This is a genomic window from Proteus sp. G2674, from assembly GCF_009915195.1.
Lineage (GTDB): Bacteria > Pseudomonadota > Gammaproteobacteria > Enterobacterales > Enterobacteriaceae > Proteus > Proteus mirabilis.
Genome location: NZ_JAABLS010000013.1, coordinates 81,506 through 106,729 on the forward strand (window position 1 = coordinate 81,506; position 25,224 = coordinate 106,729).

21 protein-coding genes are annotated in these 25,224 nt (G+C 39.3%); 9 read left to right on the top strand and 12 right to left on the bottom strand.

The window, feature by feature from the left end; all coding sequences use genetic code 11:
• The first annotated feature begins 31 nt into the window (after positions 1-31).
• From GWI58_RS05585 to GWI58_RS05595, 3 genes are all read left to right on the top strand, one after another.
• Positions 32-1,423 carry a uracil-xanthine permease family protein gene (locus GWI58_RS05585; RefSeq protein WP_110229568.1) on the top strand — a complete coding sequence of 464 codons (1,392 nt, stop codon included), beginning with the start codon at positions 32-34 and terminating at the stop codon, positions 1,421-1,423.
• 245 nt (positions 1,424-1,668) lie between these two features.
• Complete coding sequence (locus tag GWI58_RS05590) at positions 1,669-3,357, top strand: AsmA family protein (protein ID WP_110229569.1); 1,689 nt, start codon at positions 1,669-1,671, stop codon at positions 3,355-3,357.
• Between the two features lie 89 nt (positions 3,358-3,446).
• The gene (locus tag GWI58_RS05595; protein WP_004246813.1) at positions 3,447-3,686 is read left to right on the top strand and encodes a hypothetical protein; all 240 of its coding nucleotides are present in this window, start codon (positions 3,447-3,449) and stop codon (positions 3,684-3,686) included.
• A gap of 87 nt (positions 3,687-3,773) precedes the next feature.
• Here GWI58_RS05595 and rluF read toward each other — a convergent pair whose 3' ends face one another.
• The 7 genes from rluF to typA form a co-directional block, all read right to left on the bottom strand.
• Positions 3,774-4,652, bottom strand: a complete 879-nt coding sequence (gene rluF / locus GWI58_RS05600; protein ID WP_017628653.1) for a 23S rRNA pseudouridine(2604) synthase RluF — start codon at positions 4,650-4,652, stop codon at positions 3,774-3,776.
• 175 nt (positions 4,653-4,827) lie between these two features.
• Positions 4,828-5,742 carry a fatty acid biosynthesis protein FabY gene (gene fabY, locus GWI58_RS05605; protein WP_004249085.1) on the bottom strand — a complete coding sequence of 305 codons (915 nt, stop codon included), beginning with the start codon at positions 5,740-5,742 and terminating at the stop codon, positions 4,828-4,830.
• Between the two features lie 23 nt (positions 5,743-5,765).
• On the bottom strand, positions 5,766-6,203 hold the full coding sequence (gene dtd, locus GWI58_RS05610) for a D-aminoacyl-tRNA deacylase (RefSeq protein ID WP_004246810.1): 438 nt from the start codon (positions 6,201-6,203) through the stop codon (positions 5,766-5,768).
• A gap of 80 nt (positions 6,204-6,283) precedes the next feature.
• Positions 6,284-6,901: a glucose-1-phosphatase gene (gene yihX, locus GWI58_RS05615; RefSeq protein ID WP_004246809.1), complete on the bottom strand. Its 618-nt coding sequence runs from the start codon at positions 6,899-6,901 to the stop codon at positions 6,284-6,286.
• A 652-nt stretch (positions 6,902-7,553) separates the two neighbouring features.
• The gene (locus GWI58_RS05625; protein ID WP_110229571.1) at positions 7,554-7,970 is read right to left on the bottom strand and encodes a hypothetical protein; all 417 of its coding nucleotides are present in this window, start codon (positions 7,968-7,970) and stop codon (positions 7,554-7,556) included.
• Positions 7,948-8,271 (bottom strand): hypothetical protein, encoded by a 324-nt coding sequence (locus GWI58_RS05630; protein ID WP_110229572.1) that lies wholly within the window; start codon positions 8,269-8,271, stop codon positions 7,948-7,950. Before GWI58_RS05630 ends, GWI58_RS05625 begins: the two co-directional genes overlap by 23 nt.
• 880 nt (positions 8,272-9,151) lie before the next feature.
• Entirely contained in the window at positions 9,152-10,987 is a 1,836-nt protein-coding gene (typA, locus tag GWI58_RS05635; RefSeq protein ID WP_004246802.1) for a ribosome-dependent GTPase TypA, read from the bottom strand.
• A gap of 359 nt (positions 10,988-11,346) precedes the next feature.
• Here typA and glnA point away from each other — a divergent pair, with 359 nt between their 5' ends.
• The 3 genes from glnA to glnG all read left to right on the top strand — a co-directional run bounded on the left by glnA (position 11,347) and on the right by glnG (position 15,414).
• Positions 11,347-12,756 (top strand): glutamate--ammonia ligase, encoded by a 1,410-nt coding sequence (gene glnA / locus GWI58_RS05640; protein ID WP_004246801.1) that lies wholly within the window; start codon positions 11,347-11,349, stop codon positions 12,754-12,756.
• A gap of 179 nt (positions 12,757-12,935) precedes the next feature.
• Complete coding sequence (gene glnL / locus GWI58_RS05645; RefSeq protein ID WP_004249083.1) at positions 12,936-13,982, top strand: nitrogen regulation protein NR(II); 1,047 nt, start codon at positions 12,936-12,938, stop codon at positions 13,980-13,982.
• A gap of 10 nt (positions 13,983-13,992) precedes the next feature.
• Complete coding sequence (gene glnG, locus GWI58_RS05650) at positions 13,993-15,414, top strand: nitrogen regulation protein NR(I) (protein ID WP_046334844.1); 1,422 nt, start codon at positions 13,993-13,995, stop codon at positions 15,412-15,414.
• Positions 15,415-15,443: 29 nt separating this feature from the next.
• Here the strand turns inward: glnG and hemN are convergent, their stop codons facing one another.
• From hemN to GWI58_RS05675, 5 genes are all read right to left on the bottom strand, one after another.
• Complete coding sequence (hemN, locus tag GWI58_RS05655) at positions 15,444-16,817, bottom strand: oxygen-independent coproporphyrinogen III oxidase (protein ID WP_161768979.1); 1,374 nt, start codon at positions 16,815-16,817, stop codon at positions 15,444-15,446.
• A gap of 861 nt (positions 16,818-17,678) precedes the next feature.
• Positions 17,679-18,335, bottom strand: coding sequence for a DUF799 domain-containing protein (locus GWI58_RS05660; RefSeq protein ID WP_004246797.1), 657 nt, complete (start codon positions 18,333-18,335; stop codon positions 17,679-17,681).
• Positions 18,332-18,682 (bottom strand): DUF4810 domain-containing protein, encoded by a 351-nt coding sequence (locus GWI58_RS05665; protein WP_004246796.1) that lies wholly within the window; start codon positions 18,680-18,682, stop codon positions 18,332-18,334. The genes GWI58_RS05660 and GWI58_RS05665 overlap by 4 nt, the downstream gene beginning before the upstream one ends.
• Before the next feature lie 24 nt (positions 18,683-18,706).
• Positions 18,707-19,387, bottom strand: coding sequence for a CsgG/HfaB family protein (locus tag GWI58_RS05670; protein WP_012368537.1), 681 nt, complete (start codon positions 19,385-19,387; stop codon positions 18,707-18,709).
• 453 nt (positions 19,388-19,840) lie between these two features.
• Entirely contained in the window at positions 19,841-22,174 is a 2,334-nt protein-coding gene (locus GWI58_RS05675) for a Tex family protein (RefSeq protein ID WP_094959563.1), read from the bottom strand.
• A gap of 181 nt (positions 22,175-22,355) precedes the next feature.
• Here GWI58_RS05675 and greB point away from each other — a divergent pair, with 181 nt between their 5' ends.
• From greB to envZ, 3 genes are all read left to right on the top strand, one after another.
• Positions 22,356-22,835, top strand: coding sequence for a transcription elongation factor GreB (gene greB, locus GWI58_RS05680; protein ID WP_004246793.1), 480 nt, complete (start codon positions 22,356-22,358; stop codon positions 22,833-22,835).
• A 148-nt stretch (positions 22,836-22,983) separates the two neighbouring features.
• Complete coding sequence (ompR, locus tag GWI58_RS05685) at positions 22,984-23,706, top strand: osmolarity response regulator transcription factor OmpR (protein WP_004246792.1); 723 nt, start codon at positions 22,984-22,986, stop codon at positions 23,704-23,706.
• Entirely contained in the window at positions 23,706-25,046 is a 1,341-nt protein-coding gene (envZ, locus tag GWI58_RS05690) for a two-component system sensor histidine kinase EnvZ (RefSeq protein ID WP_012368538.1), read from the top strand. Before ompR ends, envZ begins: the two co-directional genes overlap by 1 nt.
• Positions 25,047-25,224 lie beyond the last annotated feature (178 nt).

A 25,224-nucleotide genomic window follows, 5' to 3' on the forward strand; every position in this document is an offset into this window, starting at 1 on the left:
TACGCTTTTTGCCAGATAAGAAATTCACATCATGGTTACTTCAGAAAATCGTAATTTGTCACAAAGTAGTCAGATTTCGCCCCAAAAAACGAGTGAGCTTCTATTCGCTTTAGAAGAAAAGCCCCCATTACCACAAACACTATTTGCGGCTTGTCAGCATCTATTAGCCATGTTTGTCGCCGTAATAACCCCTGCTATCTTAATTTGCCAAGCATTAGGGTTACCTGTACATGACACTCAACGCATTATCAGCATGTCATTATTCGCCTCAGGTATTGCATCACTGATCCAAATTCGAGCTTGGGGTCCCGTAGGTTCAGGTTTATTATCAATTCAAGGCACCAGTTTTAATTTTGTGGCTCCTCTGATTATGGGGGGATTGGCATTAAAAAATGGTGGCGCAGATATTCCAACAATGATGGCGGCTCTATTTGGCACTTTAATGGTTGCTTCACTTACCGAAGTGCTATTATCGCGTTTTTTACATTTAGCTCGCCGGATTATAACACCATTGGTATCAGGAATTGTGGTGATGATTATCGGCCTTTCTTTAATTCAAGTTGGGCTTACTTCTATTGGTGGTGGTTACGCCGCTATTGAAAATAACACCTTTGGCTCACCTAAAAACCTTTTATTAGCGGGTTCGGTATTAGTGGTTATTATTTTACTTAACCGCCAAAGAAACCCTTATTTACGTGTCGCTTCTTTAGTGATTGCTATGGCTGTCGGTTATATTTTGGCATGGTGGCTAGATATGCTACCTACACCGCCTGAACAACAAGAAACACCGATTATCACCGTACCAGAACCTTTCTATTATGGCCTCTCATTTGATTGGCATTTACTTATCCCACTAATGCTGGTGTTTATGATCACCTCATTAGAAACCATTGGTGATATTACTGCCACCTCAGATGTTTCAGAACAACCCGTCAGTGGGCCACTTTATATGAAACGCATTAAAGGGGGCGTATTAGCAAATGGATTGAACTCTATGGTTTCTGCGTTTTTTAATACCTTTCCAAACTCCTGTTTTGGGCAAAATAACGGCGTTATTCAATTAACAGGTGTGGCAAGTCGCTATGTGGGCTATGTCGTAGCAGCCATGTTGATTATTTTAGGGTTATTTCCCTTTGTGGCAGAATTTGTACAACGAATTCCTGAACCTGTACTGGGAGGTGCAACGCTTGTTATGTTTGGTACTATCGCTGCATCTGGGGTGCGTATTGTCTCTAAAGAGGCGCTAAATCGTCGTGCTATTATGATCCTCGCCATCTCTTTGGCCGTAGGACTTGGGGTATCACAGCAACCTCAAATATTACAGTTTGCACCAGATTGGCTAAAAACATTGCTGTCATCCGGTATTGCTGCAGGTGGTCTAACCGCTATTATTTTAAACCTGATTTTTCCACCCGAAAAATAATAGCTGAAACACAATCCGGCGCTATTTCACTCTTTAATCGGAATAGCGCATTTAATAAATTGATTAATAACATGATTTAATTATTACTTAAGGCAACAAAATTATTATTTACTTTTAGGCAAGAATATCGGCTAGATAAAAGAGAATGCCATAACTACTCTTTTATTGATGAATACTTGAGCATCAACTCGTTTGATGGCATAACTGTATGATGTTTTGATGGAGTATAAAACAGGAGAAAGGTTATGCGCTGGCTGATAAAAAGTTTGGTATCTCTGATACTTATCGTTATTTTATTTATTATTGTGATTTATGCCTTTCTTCAAACACAATGGGGTGCGCAAAAAACCAGTGAATGGTTAACACAGTATAGTGATTATGACATTCGCTTTTCCGGTATTGAACATGATTTAACTCAACCAGAACAAATTGTTGTTTATGATCTGTCCATTAACCCCAAACAAGATAAAACCGCCGTATTAGCCCAATCAGCACAACTTAGATTTAACTGGCAATTTTTTACTATGCCGTCCCATCTGCAAAAAATTACTTTAGAGAATGGTAAAATTATTTTAGCTAATAAAATAGCTCCCCTTCCTGTTAGTGCAGATATTCTCCAGTTTAAAAATATGCAGTTAGATAGCATGCCAACATCTAGCACAACATTCACCTTTAGCGCTAACAAAATAACGGGAGGTATCACACCTTGGAAACCTACCTCGACCGATCCTATTGGTGCGGGGCATTTTCAGTTTTCCATTGCTGATGGCATGATAGGAAAAAATAGCTTTAATAATTTTATTGTTGCTGGCGAATATCAACCAAATCGTATTTTGATTGAAAAATTAGCCACCCAGTTCCTTAATGGCTCACTCTCTTTATCAGGCCAATATCAAGATAACCAATGGCAACTTAATGATGTTTACTTAACCGGACTGCGTTGGCAATCCACAAAAACCTTAGAAGAGTTACAACAATCATTAAGTCAATCTCCAGCAATGACTATCAAGCAATTGAACATTGTTGATTTTACTGCTGAAGGGAAACAGTGGGCAATAAGTGGATTTGCTGGGCAGTTTTCTCAAGTTGCGTGGAATAATAGCCTATCACTGACATCCGGTGAGCTAAACACCGATGATATTGTGTATAAAAATCAACATGTCACTGATGTGATCGCTAAGTTAAATCAGCAAGATAATTTATTTAACATAGATAATTTAAGCTTACGCTATGAAAAAGGGCTAATAAAACTAGCAGGACAATGGAACAGCGAGACAAAGACTTTAAATATTGAAGATGCAACACTCTCAGGTATTTTATATACCCTACCTGAGCAATGGCTCTCCTTCTTTGCTAAACCTATTGAGCAAGATGTGAAGAGTATCAATATTAAGCAGCTATCATTAAACCAATCTATCCTCATTGATATTAATCCCCTCTTTCCTTTTCAATTTACCGGCCTAACAGGACAACTGAAAAATTTAATCATCGCCAAAGATGGGCAATGGGGATTATGGCAAGGCGCCGCGACGTTAAGTGCTGATAGTGGCACATTAAATGGCGTAGAGCTTCGCCGCCCTGACCTAACATTAATGACACAACAAGATACTGCCATTATCCCACAGTTTTCTGCTTTCGTAGATAAAGGCATCGTGCGTGGCTCTGCTGCATTAGAACAAAACAATAACCAAAGACTATTTTCTCTTATCGTCAATGGGCTGAATGTGCCCCTCTCTTTGCCTAATAATATGGGTTGGAAATTATCGCAACCTACCGATGAAACAGGACAATTTACCTTAAAGCTTAAAGGCAACTTAGCCGCTGACGCTGTTATACCGACCTTAAATGGTACATTAATAGGTAAAAAAGATGACCAAACGCCTATCGATGACAGGATGCAAGACGGCGAAATAATAAATAATTTATCCTTTTGATGTTGATGGTTTAGCAGGCGCATAGATTGCGCCTGCTGCAAAAAGCGTTACAATGCAGACTCTTTCTATTTTCTTATTGCGGAGTTTTCATGTCTGATGACAATTTTTCCCTGCCAACAATCACTCTTGATGAATTTCAGCAAGCACCCTTAACCGCACTTGAAAATAGTAGTAGTGTCGAAGTGTGTGATAATAACCAAACTCCGTTATTTTATTGCCTATCAAAACAGGATTATGACACGCTAATGGGGCGTATTATGGATGCAGAATTAGCCGCCATTGTACTTGAACGTCGCCAAAAGAAACTCGATGAACTGGATTTAGAGTGATTGATTGCACTGAGGAATAAAGCGGGATAAGCGCTAATTTCTCCCGCTATAGGCGCTTATTTAACTCAGAATGACAAAAGAAACAAACTAACGTTTTTTCTTTTTACGCCCCGGTTGTGCAAAGCGTTTACGCGTATTATTTTCTGTCTCTTTGGCTTTTGTTTTCGGAATATGGATCCCTAACGCTTTCGCATTACTACTTATCTGTTTCTTAGGTTTATTTTGCTTCTGTTTAGGGGCTTCAGAGCTTGATGCTTCAATAGCATCAAATAGCTTTATCAGCTCATCATCCGTTAAGTCACGCCATTCCCCGACAGGTAATCCCGCCAAACTAACATTCATAATACGGATACGTTCAAGCTTGGTGACTTCATAACCAAAATATTCACACATACGACGAATTTGACGATTTAGACCTTGTACTAAGGTGATACGAAATACCATTGCGGCTTCTTTTTTCACCTTACATTTCTTGGTTTTTTGTCCCAGAATAGGAACACCCGCCCCCATACCGCGAATAAATTCATCAGTAATGGGTTTATCAACCGTGACCAAATACTCTTTTTCATGGGAGTTACCCGCCCGTAAGATTTTATTGACCAGATCACCATGGTTAGTCAAAAAAATCAGTCCCTGAGAATCTTTATCTAAACGACCAATTGGGAAAATACGGGTGCTATGGTTAACATAATCAACAATATTATCTTTCTCACCTTCATCTGTGGTACTGACGATACCTACAGGTTTATTCAGTGCGATCAACACCAGCTCAGAATTATCTTGCGCTTCAATTAATCGTCCATTCACTTTCACTTCATCGCCCGCCGTTACGCGATCGCCAATGCCTGCGCGCTTACCATTGATAAGAACCAGACCTTGCTCGATATAACGGTCGGCTTCACGACGTGAACAGATACCGCTTTCACTGATATATTTATTAAGACGAGTAGATAAATTGGTGTCCATGTTTCCCTCCGTAAACTGCGGAATATACCTCAATTAAGTGACGATAGAAACACTATTAGGTAGACACTAAAGCAGAGATTTCTCACTCCCCATTTCCATGATAAGGAAAAGGTAGAAAAAAAGAGAGATAAAAACAATAAATAACTTAATTTTCAATTAAATAGAGATTCATTATTTAGTACTGTTTATTTTGTGAGGGTAACACAATGTAAGTACCGCTAAAAACCGCCCCCGTTCCTTCATCACCACAAATATCAACATCTAACTTAATACGTGCTTTGCTTCCTTTCGCTAATCGTCCTAAATCACCACTTAAATTTTCCATATCAGCAACGGCTGACGGCCGACCTGAAACTGGTTTTCGATAACGAATATGCGCATCCACCAGCACAATATCGCCTTGCAGTTTATGCTCTTGCATTAACAACCAAATCAGCCCCCAACCGGTCAGTGTTGCTAAAGAAAACTGGCTACCGGCAAAAATAGTATGGTGTGGGTTTTGATTACCGGATTCAGGGATCGTGGTATAAAAACGGGTGCCCGTATATTGCGTAATACGTAACCCCATTTTTTCACTTAGGGGGATATGCTGATGCCACTGTTTTTGCAACTCCGCGCACCAATCAGGACGATGGAGAATATCATCTAATGATTCAATACTTTTTTTCATAAAGTAATGTTTGATCGGGGTAGTTTGAGGGCCTGTGACTAAACCACAATTCTCATAACCTAATTTTTCAAAGAAACGAACAGACTCTTCTCTGGCGCTACAAACAATACGCTTTACCCCTTCTTGGCGAGCTAAAGACTCTAACGCCATGGCAACTAAAGAGCCTAATCCTTTACCTTGAGCATCCTCACGTACCGCCATAAAGCGGATTGCACCTTCATTATCGGCATTTATATAGAGACGACCTATAGCAACGGGTTGCCCACTGTCATCAACCACCATCTGGTGATGCGCTAAGGTATCATAACCATCTTTTTCGGAGCCTTCGGGCTGATGTAACGGTTTACGAAGCATTTCCCAACGAAAAGTATAATAAGCTGCTAATTCTGCTTGCGTCTTAGGGGTTCGTAAATGATACATAGTAAGCTCCTATTATAATTTAACTAGACCTGCAACCAGAATGTCACTGGGCCATCATTAGTCAGGGTGACCTGCATATCGGCGGCAAATTGCCCTGTTTGGGTTTCTAAACCTTGTTGCTTACACTGCTCAACAAAATAGTGATATAAATTTTCAGCCATTTCAGGAGGCGCTCCGTTAGAAAAACCCGGTCTCATCCCTTTTTGGGTTTCGGCAGCCAGTGTAAATTGCGATACGACTAATAGGCTACCACCTGCTTGTTGTACATTCAGATTCATTTTGTCATTTTCATCACTGAAAATACGATAACCACACACTTTTTCACACAATCTTTTTGCTTTCTGTTGGTTATCGTCTTTTTCTACTCCTAATAGCACGAGTAAGCCGTGATTAATGGCGCCAACAGTCACACCGGCAATATCGACTTTCGCTTGTGTCACTCTTTGGATTAACGCAATCATACTGTATTCCTGATTAACACCGAATATGTGTTTATAAAAAAAGGATAACAAATTCAATTAATTGTTATCCTATTACAACGTTATTCTGTTACTGGGAGAGTAAAATCATGATCTTTAAAGTATTCAACAACCGTATTTTTATCTACGACATGAACACCTTGAATACCTAACGCAATGGCTGCATCGACATTGGTTTGTAAATCGTCAAAGAAGACAGCATCTTGTGCTTCAACGCCTTCGGACTGTAGCACATATTTATACACTTCAGGATCTGGCTTTCTCATACCGATATCTTGGGATAAATAGAGAAAGTCCGCTGAAGCGGCGATTTCAGGATAGTGCTGAGGCCAATAATCTTGATGTAATCGATTAGTATTTGACAATACCACCACACGATGACCTTGCTCTCTTAGCTTATTCATTATATCTATGACTTCTGGGCGAACAGCGATAAAAATAGCCTGCCATCCTTCCGCAAACTGTTCAAAACTCAGTCCAATACCAAGCTCAGCACAGACAGCTTCTGCAAATTCTATATCCGTAATATTGCCTCGTTCGTGTAATTTAAAGGTTTCCCCAGTCGTAAAATTATCTTTTATACTGGCTAATGGAACCCCACTGAGTTTACTCCACACGGCAAAAACACGATTGAAATCAATATCGATAATCACATTACCCATATCAAAGATATAAAGCATAAATTCTCTCCATAATAGAAAACTCGTTTTACTTTAATCATAAATTGCTTGAGTGAATAGGCTTAAACGATAAAAAATACCATATTCACACCTAATTTTTTGAAAAACATAAAACCAGAAGGGGAAGAGACGAAAAATAAGACGAGAAGCATCCTTATCTATAAAGGAATTGCCATGTGATGATAAGGTACTCTCTCCCCATTTATTTTCCTATGATTTTAAAATCATCATGCAACTGTGCCCAATGTAATACTAATTTTTCTTTATGCTCATCAAGCATTTAAAATGTCATGTAGCTGAATATTAAGGCCTTCCACTTTCTCGATTTGTTTATTCATACCTTATTCCTCTGTTTTAAACCAAAAGTCGAGATCATCCCCATCATCTTTCAAATCAATTTCGCTTTTATTCGCTATCACAGTACTTGCAATCATAGGGTTTATATTAGAATTTTTAGCCTTAATTGATAACTCTAAATCTAGTCCTTCTAATACTCTTAATAAGCTAGCATTATAGGTATATCAGCGCATTATCCGAACTCACTTATTCATGCTAATGCACAACCATATGAAGATATTACTATTAGATATGAAAGTATATCTTGGGATCACATTTGTGCAGGAATGTCAGGTGATAGTATTAATCAAAGTATTTAAGATTTCTCAACAAAAAGTGATGTGGTTCTTGATTTTTCATCAATAGATATTTTTATATGTATATTATCTTTAACCCATCGCTCTTCTTTATAGAAATCATCATATGTCGAGGTGAATCCATTTTTAGATAGATTATCAATAAGAGCTATGTTCTTTTCAGGTTTTATATTAAAAAAAATAACATCATTGGACTCATTTGAATTTCCATCGATGGGTCTATAGATAATGATATATTCATCTGATATAAAATCTATTTTTTTCACCTCATCAAAAGTGTATAGGTAATAATAAACAAAATTTAGCTTGGTATATTCTCTGTCACCAGGAAACATCAGTAAAATGATGGTCGTCATTAAAGATAAAATCAATAATATTGAAAAAATAAAAAATTTATTCAATTTTAATCCATACACTTTCAGCTCCAATGTTTATTCCTGTTGTATCTTTTACATAAATTAAAATACTATTATTTCTAATATCTTCTATCGATTTTACGCGATCCAAATAGCATGGTAATGAAACGAAGTAAGGTCTTGCATTATTTAGATAAATAGCAGGATCAGGAAAAATTAACGGTTTGAAAAGCTTATTTTTATATTTACCAATAGAGCCATAATAACCCCAGCGACGATAAGCTTCTTCTTTACTTAATACTGTTAAATATGTCATTGAGTCTACGTCACTAACATAGTCTCCTGCAGTTAGAACACTCATTAAAGTGGATGCATCTTCACCTTTTGCATGACCTTTATCTATCCATCCAATTTATTTAGTATAGATAAGTCTGCCTCCATCAATATCTGATCTTTTTGTCATTATCACACATCTTTTGTTATTACATTTTAGTTTCAGATAAGACCCATTATGTTAAACGGGCGAATTAGTTAGCGAAAACCACCCGTTCATCCCCATCAAAGTTCTTCAAAGCAATTTTAAGACTCGAACAAAAAACCATCCTAACAGTTTAGAACGGTTTCTGTGCTGTTCAATAGCATTTTTAACATCTCTTTTTTAAACCTAAAAATGCGGTTAACGTTTTTAAAAGTAGCCAATGATTTATGAGATATCGGATGAAAGCGAAAAAAGTAAAACCCGAGACTAAGATGCGCAAATGAAAAAGGCTCAACCAAATGGTCAAAAGGAAAAATCGGTTTAGTCCGGCGCAAATAGAACAATGGAAAAAGGAGCAAGAAGCCCAAAAGCAATGAGAAGCATGACTTACTGAAAGTAAAGAGGCGATAAAACGTCACATGAAAGACTTATAGCATTTAGCATAAAAACCTAATGCCCCAATGTGGTACTAATCAAAACAGAGCGAAGCGATAACATCTTCTTGTCTTTGCTTTTCTCCATGATCGGTTATTGTGCCTTAGCTCGTGCAACTAGCTAAGTTGGGTACTTCTGGTTAGGTTGGGCTTCTTTCGACGGTGCAATCGAAAAATCTCTAGTCCGTTGATTGGTGCTCTTATCAGGTACGCACTGTAATTTTTCGATACCGCAAGAGTAGAGCTGGGATCACTTCACAGAAGTGACGGGGTTTTATAAACTCAGGGCGCTTAACGCGCCCTAAGAATTATATTATCAGAATAACAAATTAGTCTTTGCTACGATAAGCACGACGACGATCGTTTTCTGAGAGATGACGTTTACGTAAACGAATAGATTGTGGAGTCACTTCCACTAATTCATCATCATCAATAAACTCTAATGCTTGTTCTAATGTTTGCTTGATATGTGGCGTCAGCGTTGTCGCTTCATCCGTACCAGAAGCACGCATATTTGTCAGCTTTTTACCTGTTAAGCAGTTTACTGTTAAGTCATTAGAGCGAGTATGAATACCAATAACTTGGCCTTCATAAACTTCTGCACCATGAGTAACAAATAACTTACCACGATCTTGTAAGCTATATAGCGCGTAAGCAACGGCTTTACCCTGACCATTAGAGATCATCACACCATTATTACGACGACCGATTTCACCTGGGCGCACATCGTCATAATGACTGAATGTTGCGTACAGTAAACCAGTACCTGATGTCATCGTCATAAACTCAGTACGGAAGCCAATTAAACCACGGCTAGGGATAATGTAGTCTAAACGTACACGTCCTTTACCATCTGGTTGCATGTCGCGCATTTCACCTTTACGCTCACCCATCGCTTGCATCACATCACCTTGGTGCTGCTCTTCAATATCGATAGTGACTTGTTCAAAAGGCTCTTGTTTACGACCATCAATCTCGCGGAAGATAACTTTCGGACGAGATACGGCTAATTCGTAACCTTCACGGCGCATATTTTCAATCAGTACTGATAGGTGTAATTCACCACGACCTGATACACGGAATGCATCTGGATCTTCAGTCTCTTCAACACGCAGTGCTACGTTATGAACTAACTCTTTTTTCAGACGATCTAAAATCTGACGAGAAGTAACAAACTTACCTTCACGACCACAGAATGGTGATGTATTAACACAGAAATACATGCTAACAGTAGGCTCATCAACGGCTAATGCAGGTAATGCTTCCACAGCACCTACTTCGCAAATCGTATCAGAAATATTTAATTCACCTAAACCTGTAATCGCAATGATGTCGCCAGCTTCTGCAACGTCAACATCGATACGCTCTAAGCCTAAATGACCTAATACTTTACCTACTTTACCGTTGCGGGTATTACCTTCGCTATCGATGATAGTCACTTGTTGATTAGGTTTTACTTTACCGCGCTTAATACGCCCAATACCGATAACACCCAGATAGTTATTATAATCTAACTGAGAAATCTGCATCTGGAAGGTCCCCTCCAGATCGACTTTTGGCGGCTCTACATATTTGACGATAGCTTCATATAATGGAGTCATATCATCAGCCATGTCATTATAATCTGTTCCCGCAATACCATTTAATGCTGATGCATAGATAATTGGGAAATCCAGTTGTTCGTCAGTCGCACCTAAGTTAACAAACAGATCAAAGACCTGATCAACAACCCAATCAGGGCGTGCACCTGGACGGTCAACTTTGTTGATAACAACAATAGGTTTTAAGTTGTTAGCAAACGCTTTTTGTGTCACAAAACGAGTTTGTGGCATTGGGCCATCCATCGCGTCAACCAGCAATAGAACGCTGTCTACCATAGACATAACGCGTTCTACCTCACCACCGAAGTCGGCGTGTCCTGGGGTATCTACGATATTAATACGATAGTCATTCCATTTAATCGCTGTATTTTTCGCAAGAATAGTAATTCCGCGCTCTCTTTCGAGATCATTAGAGTCCATCACGCGCTCAGCAACGGTTTCACGTTCACCGAACGTGCCAGATTGCTGTAGTAATTTATCGACAATAGTAGTTTTACCATGGTCAACGTGGGCGATGATGGCGATATTACGCAAGTTTTCGATCACAAAATTTGCCTCAGGCATTGTAGAAATAAGCGTGTTATTGTACACGCTTTAGACGAGAGACTAAACAAGATCACAATAATGATTGCTTAACAATATGCAATTAATTGAATTGTGATCCTTTTCACGCCTCAGAAATAAGTCGTCTTGCACCGATTGCACCAAAATTGTGCAATCATTCAGACTTAATTTGCACCAAATTTGTGCAATAATTAAAAAATCACGGGGGATATTCTACACTAAACTTCATCAATACAGTATATATCCCTTTTTAGATAAGTTGGCATGCTTTTCGCAATAGAATTTAGGTGAGCAAAAAATTCACCGAAAAATGTGTAAGGCCACTGCACTTAATAAAACCATTCGCCAGGAGAGTTACTATGTCCCTTGAACATGTGTTATCCATGATTGAAGAACATAAAGTTAGATATATTGACTTACGTTTCACTGATACCCGCGGTAAAGAACAACATATTACTATTCCGGCGCATCAAGTTAACGATGATTTCTTTGAAGAAGGAAAAATGTTCGACGGCTCCTCTATTGGTGGTTGGAAAGGCATTAATGAATCAGATATGGTGCTAATGCCTGATGCTACAACAGCGATGCTTGACCCATTTTTCCAAGATCCAACATTAATTATTCGTTGTGATGTTTTAGAGCCTGGCACTATGCAAGGTTACGATCGTGACCCGCGCTCTATCTCAAAACGTGCAGAAGACTACTTAAAATCAAGTGGTATCGCTGACACCGTCCTATTTGGCCCTGAACCTGAATTCTTCCTTTTTGATGATATTCGTTTTAAAAATGATATCTCTGGTGCTTCTTATGCCATCAATGATATTGAAGCAGCATGGAATACCAATACACAATATGAAGAAGGTAACAAAGGTCATCGCCCAATGGTAAAAGGAGGTTACTTCCCTCTACCTCCGGTTGATTCCTCACAAGATATTCGCTCGACCATGTGTAATATCATGGAAGAAATGGGCTTAGTGGTTGAAGCACACCACCACGAAGTCGCAACTGCAGGTCAAAATGAAGTGGCAACCCGCTTTAATACCATGACCAAAAAAGCAGATGAAACTCAAATTTATAAATACGTAGTACAAAACGTCGCTAACGTATTTGGTAAAACCGCGACCTTTATGCCAAAACCTTTAGTGGGTGATAATGGCTCAGGTATGCACTGCCACATGTCACTGTCTAAAAATGGTGTCAATTTATTTGCTGGTGATAAATATGGCGGATTATCTGAAATGGCGCTGTATTACATTGGTGGTATTATCAAACATGCTCGTGCATTAAACGCATTTACTAACCCAACCACTAACTCATATAAACGCTTAGTGCCGGGATTTGAAGCCCCTGTTATGCTGGCTTATTCTGCCCGTAACCGCTCAGCATCCATTCGTATTCCGGTAGTCGCTAGCATGAAAGCACGCCGTATCGAAGTGCGTTTCCCAGATCCTTTAGCTAACCCTTACCTTGCATTTGCAGCTCAATTAATGGCGGGTCTTGATGGTATTATCAATAAAATTCACCCAGGTGATGCCATGGATAAAAACCTCTATGACTTACCCCCAGAAGAAGCTAAAGAGATCCCAACAGTGGCAGGTTCATTAGAAGAGGCGCTCAATGCTCTTGATAATGACCGTGAATTCTTAACCCGTGGCGGTGTATTCACTGATGATGCTTTAGACGCTTATCTTGAGCTATTACGTACTGATGTGCAGCGTGTTCGTATGGCACCACATCCACTTGAATTTGAAATGTATTACAGTGCGTAACGCACAATAGCTAAAGTACTTACTTTGCTTATGATTTTTTTGTTGCCGTGAAGCTATTTTGCCCATCTTCGGATGGGCTCTTTTCTCTCTAATGAGGCATCTGTTAATAAATTACGCATCTGTTCATTTATGAAAAAAAAGGTAAGATGCACTAAAATGGTGCAATGGGAGTATTCAATATGGAAACGGCGGATTTACCTGATAACACACTTATTTTGGATTCATTAATCCACTCAGTATTGGTTATCAACCAAGAGTTTATTATTTGCTATGCAAACCATGCTGCATTGCAATTACTGGCTCAAAGTCGTCGCAAATTATTTGAAACCCCTTTTAGCGCACTATTTAGTTATTCCTCTTTTGATGAACAGTTAATGCGTGAAACATTAGCAAATGGGCAAAGCTTCACTGATAACGAAGTGATTTTGGTTATTAATAACCAATCACACACTATGTCGCTCAGTGCCCAGCCTATTTCCGAGCAACACATTTTGTTGGAGCTGGCGCCTATGGATAGTCAACGCCGGTTAAGCCAAGAGCAGATACAACAAGCACAACAAATGGCGGCAAGGGAATTGGTTAGGGGACTGGCACATGAAATTAAAAATCCACTCGGTGGATTACGAGGGGCGGCTCAATTATTAGCAAAATCATTACCTGATCCTGCGCTGACTGAGTATACCCAAGTCATTATTGAACAAGCCGATCGCCTAAGAGCGCTTGTGGATAGGTTACTCGGCCCACAACATCCCGGCACCAAAACCTTTCAGAGTATTCATCATGTTGTAGAGCGTGTTGCACAACTTATCACATTAGAATGCCCTGAAAATGTCACCTTACTCAAAGATTACGATCCTAGTCTACCTGAGCTTTCACACTATCCGGATCAAATTGAGCAGGTCTTGTTAAATATCACCCGCAATGCATTACAGGCAGTGGAGAAAACTGGGGGAACTATTATTTTGCGAACCCGAACAGCGTTCCAAGTCACACTGCAGGGTGAACGCCATCGACTGGTGGCTCGCATTGATGTGATTGATACTGGCGCGGGTATTCCTCCTCATCTACAAGATACGCTTTTTTACCCGATGGTCAGTGGCAGAGAAGGCGGAAATGGCCTTGGTTTATCCATTGCACGTAGCTTAGTCGATCAACACGCCGGTAAAATTGAATTTACCAGTTGGCCGGGAAATACCGAGTTTTCTATTTACTTGCCAATAAAATAGGAGATAACCAATGCAAAAAGGAAATATATGGGTTGTCGATGATGATAGCTCTATTCGCTGGGTGCTTGAGCGAGCCATTACACGAGAAGGCCTTACATGTAAAACCTTCGAACACGCTAATGACGTCCTCAGTGCACTCAATAGTGAACTTCCCGATGTATTATTATCAGATATTCGTATGCCTGATATTGATGGCTTATCTCTATTAAAAAGCGTTAAAGAGCAACACCCTACGTTGCCGGTTATTATCATGACAGCGCATTCTGATCTTGATGCCGCGGTAAATGCTTATCAGCAAGGGGCATTTGATTATCTCCCCAAGCCTTTTGATATTGATGATACACTTGCACTCATTCATCGTGCTATTACGCACTATCGAGAGCAAAAACAACCTAATACAACAGAAACTAACCTTCAATCTGTCTCTGACATGATTGGCGAAGCTCCTGCGATGCAAGAGGTTTATCGCATTATTGGTCGCCTTTCTCGCTCATCAATTAGTGTGCTTATCAATGGCGAGTCGGGTACTGGTAAAGAATTAGTTGCACATGCTCTTCATCGCCATAGTCCGAGAGCACAAGCCCCTTTTATTGCACTCAATATGGCGGCTATTCCCAAAGACTTAATCGAATCAGAACTTTTTGGCCATGAAAAAGGGGCATTTACTGGTGCATCTCAAGTACGCCAAGGTCGTTTTGAACAAGCGAACGGCGGTTCCCTCTTTCTTGATGAAATTGGCGATATGCCACTGGATATTCAAACCCGCTTATTACGCGTCTTAGCTGAAGGACAATTTTATCGTGTTGGCGGTTATGCCCCTGTGAAAGTCGATGTACGTATTATTGCCGCGACTCATCAAGACTTAGAAAAACGCGTAATGGAAGGTGATTTTCGTGAAGATCTCTACCATCGACTCAATGTAATACGTATTCAATTACCTCCACTGCGTGATAGAACAGAAGATATTCCAAGTTTAGCGCGTTATTTTCTCCAAAAAACCGCTCGAGAGCTTGGTGTTGAAACCAAAGTGCTCCACCAGCAAAGTTTACATTGCATGATGGAATACCACTGGTCAGGTAACGTCAGACAATTAGAAAACGTATGTCGTTGGTTAACGGTTATGACCGCTAGCCAAGAGATTATGCCGCAAGATTTACCTCAAGAGATCCGCCAATCAGATGAGAAGAGCAAATCGATACCTCGAGTCTCCTCTCAACATTGGTCACAACATCTTTCATTATGGGCGGATGAGGTATTCAGTGAAGGAAAAGAAAATATTCTTCATGATGCTCTACCACAATTTGAGCGCACCTTACTACTCAGTGCGCTTTCCTATACAAAAGGCCATAAACAAGATGCTGCACGTTTATTAGGATGGGGAAGAAATACGCTGACACGTAAATTAAAAGAGTTAGGGATAGAGGAGTTTTAAGTCACTCCCCTCCCTTTTATTTTTGCCCACTAAATCACCCGAGAAAATTGGCGTTGGCGCATTTGATTACGTAAATAAGTATCAAAACACATACAAATATTACGGATCAATAAACGCCCTCTTGGAGTGACCTGAATTTTTTCTGCACTGATCTCCACCAATCCATCTTCTGCCATTGGCGCAAGTAATGCTAAATCTTCTTTAAAATAATCTTTGAAATCAAGCTGATATAGATGTTCAATCTCGGTAAAGTTAAGATGAAAATTACAAATCAAGGTCTTAATAACATCGCGACGAATACAATCATCATCAGTTAGAGAGAGTCCACGCCACAACGCATGCCCTTCGCTATTTACGCGAGCATAATACTCTTTTAGCACTTTTTCGTTCTGCGCATAGTGATCACCCAGCATACTGATAGCTGAAACGCCCATTCCCAATAAGTCACACTCTTCATGAGTGGTATATCCTTGGAAATTACGATGTAAAATACCTTGGCGTTGTGCAACCGCTAATTCATCATCAGGCTTAGCAAAGTGATCCATACCAATAAACTGATAACCATTTGTGGTGAGTGTGGTGATAGTCTCTTGCAAGATCTCTAACTTTTCTTCTGCAAGTGGTAAATCTTCATCTTTAATTTTACGTTGTGCGGCAAATAAATTAGGTAAATGTGCATAATTGAACACACTTAAGCGATCAGGGGACAATTCAATCACTTTTTTTAACGTAAAAGCAAAACTTTCTTTAGTCTGTTTAGGTAGCCCATAGATCAAATCAATACTGGTAGAATGAAAGCCCACTTCACGCGCTCTTGCTACTAATGAAAAGATAAATGCTTCATCTTGTTCACGATTAACTTTTTGTTGTACCTCTTTATTAAAATCTTGCACCCCCATACTTAGGCGGTTAAATCCCTCATTGTGTAAATGATCAATAACATCTAACTCAATCTCACGGGGATCAATTTCAATAGAGAGCTCAGCATTTTCCACAAAATGAAAATGTTGTCTTAATAAAGCGACTAAGCGACTAATTTGCTGTTTATCAAGAAAAGTGGGAGTACCGCCCCCCCAATGCATTTGGGTCACTTTTCTATTTTTAAAATAGCGAGCGCGATTAATAATTTCTTTTTCTAAAACATCAAGATATTCATCAGCTTTATGTTTATGGCGCGTGATAATTTTATTACAACCGCAGAAATAACATAACTTATGGCAGAAAGGAATGTGAATATACAGTGACAGAGGTCGTTCGGGATAACGCTTTGTTGCTTGTTCGAAATCCGCATCACTATATTGCTGATTAAATTCCAATGCCGTTGGGTATGATGTGTAGCGCGGACCTGAATAGTTATACTTATGGATCAGGTCAAGATCCCAAATAATTGTTTGTTCTGACATGCTTCTACCTTCCAAAAGTGAACCGCCGATGTGCCATACCAGCCAACAGACATTATGACCACCAGAAATAATAGTGTAACCAATAAATGCTTAACTGAACACGAGAGAAAAAAAGATCCTGTTTTTGACCTTTTCACTCTATCTGTAAATAATCACTCAAGTAAAAAATATGATATAGATCACATTAAACGGAAATAGTATTACTGTTAAAATTTATTTATGAATAAATTAAGTTTATTCAATATGTTAGTAGCGCATTTTAATGACACATCTTTTTTCGATTATTTTTATAACACATTAAAAAAAATATATTACTCAAAATACACTTTAAAATAAATAAATATATCGTTTTATTAATTTTATTATATTTTTATTCTCTCATAATTCGATAGTTATAATTATAATGATAATTAGCCCTTTACCTAATTTATAATATTACATACTCTATATTTAAACATTGATTAATATCCAATTAAGTCGTGTTTTGATTTAAATTTGAGGCTCAGTAAAAGAATAAAGGTCGCTATATTACAAGGAAAGATAGCACTCCCCATTACCTTTTCGCATTCATTCTGATATTTCTCTTATTTAATCGTCTCTTTATATATTCCGAATTAAGGATTACGCGCCACGGAAGGAAATGGACAATCAACCAAGGATGGTTAGTTCTCTGCGATATATCATTTTCCCCCTTAATGTTTCACTCTCAAATCAGTAGTCGCACGCTGTTTATATAAAATGCAGATAAAATCACCTAATATAAATAAGAATAATTATTATTTATAATAGATAAATAAAAACGCGGCTTATATTTACAATATAAACCGCGTCTTTTAAAAGAGTAATCACTATAACAAGCTGTTATTGTCCCTCTTTTTCATAGTGGGGAGAGCGAGGACCATATAAGATCCCATTGGCATGTCCAGCAGAAAGTAAACGCACACTTGCTACTCCTGCAATTTCATGACTTTTATCTGCAATAGTATCAACAATTTGAGTCACTACTGCAGAAACTAACATGCCCACCAAACCATTCGATGCTGTATCCCCTTCTGCACTCGATGCACTGGCATGTCCACTCCACAGTAAGGCACCATTACGTAAATCAACCAATTTAGCACTGGCACTGACACGCGTCTCACTGGCGATCACTTGATAAGAAGTACCATATTGGGTGACATCCAAATAGAGCACAGAATCCGCACCAAAAATCTCACGTAACTTACTAGGACTCACCGCTTGAATATCGCTTCCCGTTGACAAACCATTTTGTTTAAAGGTCTCTTCAACAACGGCGACAGGAAAAACATAATAGCCAGCTTCCGCCAAAGGATAAGTCACTTGAGATAAAAAGCTATGGGCAGCTTCTACTTCTGGAGTCTGATTTTTAGGTAACAGCACTAAAATGCTTTTTGGTTTACTTGCTTTAAAGGCGGTATAGTCTGTTTTGACTGGCTCTGCACATCCTGATAACACAAAAGCAAATGCCACAAAAACTAACGTTAAAATGCGATTCATTTTTGTGCTCCCTTATTTTTCATCAGAAAATCCATAAACTTTGCTGATTCAGGATAAAGAGTTTTCTCCTGATCAAACTCACTCATGGCTAAGTCTAATGCGCCAGTGGTCACATATAACATGCCCAAATGTGCATGTAACCCCGGTGGAACGCCTAATGATTTCGCTCGGGCAACCTCAATGCTTTTTTTCAATGCATCGATTTGCGCATGAGGATCACTTTCACTTTGTTGATAATATTGATATACCACCGTTTGATAACTATCCCAGTTATAAAGAGGCTTTGGCGCTTGGCACCCAACCAATAACAACGAGGCAAATAGCAACCCCAGCAATGATTTTGACATTTTTATATCCTTATAAAATTGGGGTTACTGCTCAGGCTGCCAAGCATGGCTTTCAATACCTGCAACTAAATTATTCACCGCTTCACGAATGGCTAAATCAAGCACTTTACCATTAAGTGTTGAGTCATAACTTGCTGTGCCACCAAAACCAACAATCTCACGATTAGAAAGCTCGTATTCCCCCGCACCTTGCGTAGAGAACACCACTTCAGAGGTATTCACATTCACAACATTTAAGTTCACTTTGGCATAAGCAACTTGTGTTTTTCCACGCCCTAAGATACCAAATAGTTGGCGATCACCTACTTCTTTGCGACCAAACTCTGTCACATCACCAGTAATAACGTAAGTTGCGCCTTTTAATTGCTGACTTTGGCCTTTAATCTTCGCTTCTTGTGTTAACTCCGTTAAGTTAGCGCGATCTAAAACATTAAAACGGCCTGTTTGTTGTAAATGTGTAATTAAAATCGTTTTAGATTGATTACCCAATCTATCCACACCATCAGAAAAAATACCATTCATGTAATTAGAACGGTTATCAAACTTACCAATAGCAATGGCACTCTTAGGTCCTGAGTAAGTCGTATTATAGGTAGCCACTTTAGCAACCTCTAAAGAGCGAGAAGATTCTGAGGCACAACCTGCTAGTAATGAAGCAGAAAGTAAAACTACCCCTAATGATAATTTATTAAATGTCATTTTCATCATCCAATATCGGTGAAATAAACCTATCGTCATTGATTTTTGTTGTGCAAATCCTATGACGAACAATAAAATAAGATAAATTTTAATTTACGTTTCTATTTTACCCACCATTAAACCATAACAGTAGTAAGGTTAATAATGGGATCAACTTATTTTTAATATAAAATTAATCACCCATAGGGAAAATAGAAAAATGTTGATAAAAGAAACAACAAATGAATATAAAGATAAAATACGTCATATTCTATCTATTATATTAGCAATATACCTTAAGTTAGATAAAAGCAGACTCAGACAAAAGACTAAAAGTATATTTTATATTAACAAAATAATTTAATTGCTGATTACTTTTGGCTTTTTATTCATCAAACCATAGATTGAGTGAATAGTTATGAAACGTGAAGTAATACAATTTATTACTTCACGTTAATATTGATGGCTGCCTATAAGATATTAGCGTTTTTTACCAAATGCTGCGGCCAATGCATCGCTCATCGCACTATTACCTGCATTGTTACCCGTATTTGATTGGCGGTTTCTGGTCGTTTTTTGCCCGCGACTATGTTTAGAAGCATTATCCTTAGTCACTGACTGGCGTTTATGATCACTATCAGCAGCCACTTCATCTAAACGCATGGTTAACGCAATACGTTTACGCGGTAAATCGACTTCAAGGACTTTTACCTTCACAATATCGCCGGTTTTTACCACAGTATGGGGATCTTCAACAAATCTATCCGACAGTGATGAAATATGCACTAATCCATCTTGGTGTACCCCAATATCCACAAAGGCACCAAAATTAGTCACATTCGTTACAGTACCTTCCAATATCATACCACTGACTAAATCATTCATTGTTTCAACACCTTCGGCAAAGGTGGCTGTTTTAAACTCAGGACGAGGATCACGCCCCGGTTTAGCAAGCTCCTTTAAGATGTCATTAATGGTAGGCAAACCGAACTGCTCGGTGACAAACTCTCTGGCATTGATTTGTGAAAGTAATGCACTATTGCCCATGACTTGATCAATTTTTTGATGTATTGATTGCAAAATATTTTCAACAATAGGATAGGCTTCAGGGTGAACCGTTGAGGCATCAAGTGGATTTTTACCATCACGAATACGTAAAAATCCCGCACACTGCTCAAACGCTTTAGGCCCTAAGCGCGCCACTTTGAGTAACTGTTTTCTATCCACAAAACGGCCATTTTCATCACGCCAAGCAATAATATTTTGAGCAATAGATTGGCTAAGCCCCGCCACTCGCGTCAATAGCGGTACAGAAGCTGTATTTAAATCAACACCGACACCATTTACACAGTCTTCAACAACAGTATCTAATTTTTTTGCCAATAATGTTTGGCTCACATCATGCTGATATTGACCCACCCCGATAGATTTAGGGTCAATTTTTACCAATTCCGCCAATGGATCTTGTAAGCGACGAGCGATAGAAACAGCGCCACGAAGAGAAACATCCAGATCCGGAAATTCTTTAGCTGCCAGCTCTGATGCCGAATAAACCGATGCCCCCGCTTCGCTCACGATCACTTTTTGTGCTTTAACTTCTGGGTAGCGTTTTACTGTATCAGCAAAAAAGCGCTCTGTTTCACGTGATGCAGTACCGTTACCAATCGCCACCAACTCTACATTATGCTTAATACATAATGCCGCTACACTAGCAGCGGCTTTATCCGCTTGTCCGGTATGAGGATAAATAGTATCTGTTGCAATCAGCTTACCGGTACTATCCACCACCGCGACTTTAACCCCAGTACGTAAACCAGGATCTAGCCCCATCGTAGCTCGCATACCTGCAGGTGCGGCCATTAAGAGATCTTTTAGGTTACGTGCAAACACATTAATGGCTTCATCTTCCGCTTTCTCACGTAACTGACCCATTAACTCAGTTTCAAGATGCATTAACACTTTTATACGCCAAGTCCAGCTGACAACGGCTTTACGCCAACTATCCGCGGGTTGATTATTAAGACGTAAACCTAAATGCTCCGTAATCAACTGTTCGCCATAGCTCTCTTTGGGGGCTTCTTCAAATTGTGGATCAGGATTAAGTGATAACTGCAAAATACCTTCATTACGACCACGAAACATCGCTAATGCACGGTGAGAAGGTACATGAGCAATCGGCTCATGAGTATCAAAATAATCGCTAAATTTAGCGCCTTCTGCTTCTTTTCCGTCAACAACTTTGCTAACAAGATGCGCATTTTTCCATAAATATTGGCGAACTTTAGCTAATAATCCAGCATCTTCTGCAAAACGTTCCATTAAGATATAGCGAGCCCCATCTAAGGCTGCTTTACTATCATCTATGCCTTTTTCAGGGTTGATATATGCACTTGCTGCGTCTTCAGGAGTATGTTGTGGTTCATTCCATAACAAATCAGCTAATGGCTCTAAGCCATTTTCAATTGCAATTTGTCCACGAGTACGACGTTTCGGTTTATAAGGAAGGTAGAGATCTTCAAGTTCTGTTTTACTTTGCGTCTCATTAATCGAAGAGCGTAATTCTTCTGTGAGTTTCCCCTGCTCTTCAATTGATTTTAAAATAGTTTGGCGACGATCATTGAGTTCCCGTAAGTAACTCAGGCGGGTTTCCAATTGACGAAGCTGAGTATCATCTAACCCACCAGTTACCTCTTTTCGGTAACGGGCCACAAAAGGCACCGTATTCCCTTCATCCAGTAACGTAATGGCCGAAAGTACTTGCTGGGGCTTTACTGATAGCTCTTGTGCAATAATTCGGCTTAATGATTCATTCATAATATATTTACCTACCGAGAGGAGTGGTTAAAAAAGATGGCTATTATACACGCGCAATAAGAAAAAAATTCCGCTTATTATAGGCCAAGCATGACATTTATGAGGAAAATAACAGATTATTCTGTGATTCGCGCTATAGTATCTGTATGAAATTCAATGTTGATGATCGTATTTATTGGTAATGGCAAAAAGTAACTATATTACTCGTGATGGCTGGCATGCCTTGGATAAAGAGCTAAAATATCTTTGGAAAGAAGAGCGTCCTCGCGTCACTCAATCGGTCTCTGAAGCAGCGGCTCAAGGTGACCGTTCGGAAAATGCTGAATATATCTATGGTAAAAAAAGATTACGTGAAATAGACCGACGAGTTCGTTTTTTATCCAAACGTCTTGATGAATTAAAAATTGTTGACCCAGATCCTCGTCAAGAAGGAAAAGTGTATTTTGGCGCTTGGGTAACCCTTGAAGACGATGATGAAAACATTAAGACATTTAGACTAGTCGGCCCTGATGAATTTGACCCAGCAAAACAGTGGATTTCTATTGATTCCCCTGTCGCGAGAGCGCTGATCGGTAAAAAAGTGGATGATGAAGTTAGCGTGCAAACGCCAGGTGGCATCGTTAATTACTGCGTATTATCTATCAAATATTATTCGGAATAAGATAAATAAATAGTGTGATATTCTAAGATACAAAGTCAGAACAAGTTTTGCCTATAAATCATTAATATTTATTCTTTGTTTTTGGTTTAATATTCTTATCAATGATAGAATTCGCTAATAAAAGCATTTGCACTTCGGGAGCTTAAAGATGCAAGACAGTTATAAAGTGCTGATTGTGGATGATGATTTACGTCTACGTTCACTATTAGAGCGCTATTTGACAGAGCAGGGTTTTCAAATCCGCACCGCGGCAAACTCCGATCAAATGGATCGTTTACTTACTCGCGAATCTATCCATCTTATTGTCCTCGACTTAATGCTTCCTGGCGAAGATGGCTTATCTATTTGTCGTCGCTTGAGAAGCCAAAACAATCCTATCCCTATTATTATGGTGACTGCCAAAGGGGAAGAAGTTGACAGAATTGTCGGACTTGAAATTGGTGCTGATGATTATATCTCAAAACCATTTAACCCAAGAGAGCTATTAGCCCGTATTCGTGCGGTGCTTCGTCGCCAAGCCAACGAACTACCGGGAGCACCTTCACAAGACAATGCGATTGTCTCATTTGGTAAATTTAAGCTTAACCTCGGTACGCGGGAAATGTTCCACGAAGATCAACATATGCCTTTGACCAGTGGTGAATTTGCCGTATTAAAAGTCCTTGTTTCACATCCCCGAGAGCCATTATCACGTGATAAATTAATGAGTCTGGCGCGAGGTCGTGAATATAGTGCGATGGAGCGTTCTATTGATGTGCAAATTTCTCGTTTACGTCGCATGATTGAAGAAGATCCCACCCATCCTCGCTATATTCAAACGGTTTGGGGACTGGGTTATGTCTTTGTACCTGATGGAACGAGCGTATCATAATGAGAAGGCTGAGGCTTTCACCCCACAATAAGCTCACTCGCTCTCTATTTCTGGTTATCTCATTACTTTTTTTTAGCTTGATAGCCAGTTATGTTGTTGTACAGCATCTTATTGTCGGGCCAAGCCTCCAGCAATTTAATAAAGTATTAGCGTATGAAATTCGTACGCTAGTACCGGAAGAACTGATCTTAGTCGATGGCACCCCACTTAAAATTTCTCCCGCTCTACGTAATAAAATTTACAACGAGTTAGGTATCTCATTCTTTGATAAAGACGCCGCTTTAAAAGCTGGTTTAGAGTGGGCAAGAGAAGATTTAGAACTTAGCCAGCAGATGACGGATTATCTCAATAGTGATACGACGATTTGGCTAGAAAACACCCTAGAGTATCCTATTTTATGGATTAATACCCAACTCTCACCCACGCTATGGATACGCGTACCACTTACCGAATTAGGGCAAAATTTCTTATTACCCGTTTATCGGCAAGCCATTATTTTTATCATCATCGTAGTGGCATTTTTCTGGTTATATAACCGTTTTCAAAATCGTCCATTGCATGAAGTTGAATATGCAGCACGACGCATTGGTAAAGGGGTGATCCCTCCACCAATACCTGAATCAGGCACTGCTGAAATGCGTTCAATTATTCGAGCATTTAATCAAATGTCATCAGATATTCGTTCATTAGATAATGATAGAACACTGGTGATGGCCGGGGTAAGCCATGATTTACGCACTCCGTTAACGCGTATTCGTCTTGCTACAGAAATGATGAGTCCTGAAGATAGTTATCTTGCTGATTCTATCAATAAAGATATTGAAGATTGCGATGCCATTATCGGTCAATTTTTAGACTATATGCGCACAGGCAAAGAGATGTCTTTAGAATTATGTGATATGAATGGTCTATTGCGTGAAGTGATCTGCGCTGAATCTAACTCAGGCAAAGTCAGCGAAGAGCATTTATACCCTTATCCTATCAATATCACAGCAAACCCAATTGCCGTCAAACGGGCGCTTACCAATATGATTGTTAATGCCACACGCTACGGACATGGTTGGATAAGCATCACAAGTAATCAAAATGAAGAATATGCTTGGTTTCAAGTTGAAGACGATGGTCCAGGCATTGCCAAAGAAGATAGACAACGTTTATTCCAACCCTTTGTTCAAGGGGAACAAGCACGAAGTTCAACCGGTGCGGGTTTAGGTCTATCTATTATTCGTCGGATCATGGATGCCCATGGTGGCTTTGTCGAACTCGGCGATAGCACGAAAGGCGGGTTACTTATCCGTGCCAACTTTCCGTTAAAAGTGCAAGAAGACGAAGATGATTAATATCCTCACTTTTTAACGTTAACGCCCTTCTTATTCTTTTTCACCTATTTTTAGGCATTATTTTCACTCTTTTTCTGCTTTGTCATAAAACTGTCACAATTAAGACATTTAATTGTCATCTAACTGACCTATTGTCTGTGCGTACCGTAACCGAAGTTGATAGATGTCGAAAAGTTAT